Source organism: Protofrankia sp. CiP1_Cm_nod4 (assembly GCF_982290645.1).
The window spans coordinates 1-2,116 of record NZ_CEVIVC010000178.1 but is presented as its reverse complement, the minus strand read 5'-3'; the positions used below and the strand labels follow the sequence as shown (position 1 = coordinate 2,116).

The 2,116-nt window shown below is 71.2% G+C and carries 2 protein-coding genes; both read left to right on the top strand.

What is annotated here, in order from left to right:
• Positions 1-174: 174 nt before the first annotated feature.
• A complete protein-coding gene (locus tag AC5LSR_RS21725; RefSeq protein ID WP_250283762.1) occupies positions 175-1,254 on the top strand; it encodes a hypothetical protein in 1,080 nt (359 codons plus the stop codon).
• Positions 1,255-1,385: 131 nt separating this feature from the next.
• Positions 1,386-2,116, top strand: a 731-nt coding sequence (locus AC5LSR_RS21720) for a glycine-rich protein (RefSeq protein ID WP_493468914.1), incomplete at its 3' end; no start/stop codon positions are given.

Sequence of the window (2,116 nt, the reverse complement as noted above, 5' to 3'; positions counted from 1 at the left end):
GGCCACCGAAAAACGTGGGCTGACCGGTCGGGTTCCTCAATATCCGACCGGTGCGGACGCGTCCCATGAAAATGTTCGGTCCATCCGGTGGTCATGTCCTGTTTCAGCGCGCGCCGTTTCTTGACGGTGTTGCGCGCACATGTCCGCCGCGTCGAAGTCAGAAAGGGAGATCCGATGAGGATGAGGTCGCTGCGGCATCCTGTCCTGGGAAAAGCGCTGATCGCAGGTGCGCTGCTGGCTGTCACGGTGCCGGGAGTCGCGTACGCCAACACGGTGGGCGTCACCGTGCGAACCCCGGGGGCCACCAGCGGCCCCGGATCGGCCTTCTCCGAGATCTCGACCCACGCGGACTGTAGCGGCGGCCTCATCTCCGGAGGTGGGATCAACCAGGCCATCGGTACCGGCTCGTCGTCGAACGGCAACCATGTGATGGGTACCGAGCCCAGCTCCGACGGCAGCACCGAATACACCGGTTCCACCGGGGCCGTCGGTACCGACGTGACGCACTGGCTCGGTATCGGTGGCAGCGGGGGCGCGGTCAACGCCTCCTTCTCCACCACTCCCTACGCGGTGTGCCTCACCAGCAGTCTGATCAGTCACACCCAGGTGGTCATGAACAAGATTTCCGGGCCCACGTCCGGCTCAACGGTGGGCCTGGTCACCGCCACCTGCCCGGCGAACACGGTCCTGCTCGGCGGCGGGGCGCGTACCACACCGGCCAGTATCGGCAGCCTCAAGCCGATCGCCAGCTTCCCCACCTTCAACAACGCCGGACACGACTACGGCCAGAAAGCCGCGGCCGACGGTGAGACCAATCCGGACTCCTGGACCGCCGTCGGGTGGAACGGCGGCGGAGGCAACAGCAACAACACGACCTACGCCTACGCGGTCTGCAGCGGGAACAACATCGATGTCAGTGGAGTCACCGTGAAAATCCGGTACAGCGAGGTGAGTGGCCCGGCCTCAGCGACCACAGGGCAGACAGCGACCGTGGGCTGCGGTGGTCAGGACGGGAAACTGGTCAGCGGAGGTGCCGCCGTCAGCGGGGGCAGCGTGACGACCACCGACTTCACCGGACCGGGCTCGGGCGGCGACCATCTCAACGGCAGCTTCCCCAGCGATTCCAGCGGCAATCCCGTCGGTGACGGGACCACTACGGCGGCATACTGGACGGCCTTCACCCACACCGGGGGCACAAGCTCGCCGAGCACCTATTCCGATGTCTGGGTGCTGTGCGCCGACGACGGCGTCTGAAAACCGGCAGCACCGGCCCGCGGGCGGGCACGGGCCGAACACGGCCTGCCCGCGGATCACCCATCTCAGCATTCCACCACCTCCGCAGGCCCGGAAAGGCGCCGTCGATTTCCGTGAACCGTCGTTTCATCATGTCCAGAGCCGTAGCGATCGCGGCCGCCGGCGCGACCGGCCTCCTGGCCGCCGTCATGGGGACGCCCCTCGCCGTAGCCGCCGGTCCGGCCGGCGCGGCCGAACCCTGCGGCGCGGGCGGCGTCCTCACCACCTCCCCGCCCACCTGCACCTACACCGCTGCGGGGACGGACACCTTCACCGTCCCGGACGGGGTGACCGCCGTGAGCGTCGACCTGTTCGGTGCCGAGGGCGGCAGCGCGGCCGGCTTCGTCGCTCCGCACCCGCCGAACGACGGCGCGGCCGGCGGGCTCGGCGGCGAGACCCGCGCCACCCTGGCCGTCAGCCCAGGGCAGATCCTCCAGATCACCGTGGGCGCCGCCGGCATCCCCGGAACCTCCCGGCACGGCGAGTTCGCCCGGCCCGGCGGCATCGGCCACGGAGCCGGCGGCGGTGGCGCGCACGGCGGAGGCGGGTCCGGCGGCGGTGGCTCGGACGTGCGGCTCGCCCCCTCCGGCCAGTCCGGTCGGCTCCTGGTCGCGGGCGGCGGCGGCGGGGCCGGTAACGGTGGGCCCCTCCTGCACGGCGGCGACGGCGGCGGTCCCACCGGGCAGGCCGGCGGGCAGGGCGGCGGACCCGCGGGGTCCGGTGTCGCCGGCGGCGGCGCAACCCAGAGCGCCCCCGGGACCGGGAGCCCCAACTCCGCTGCCGGCGGCCCTGGCGCTCCCGGCAGCGACATCGACCCCAACAC

What these genes read in the sequence shown, in the direction of transcription:
- AC5LSR_RS21725 (WP_250283762.1), top strand. Translation starts at nt 175, where the DNA reads ATGAGGATGAGGTCGCTGCGGCATCCTGTCCTGGGAAAAGCGCTGATC.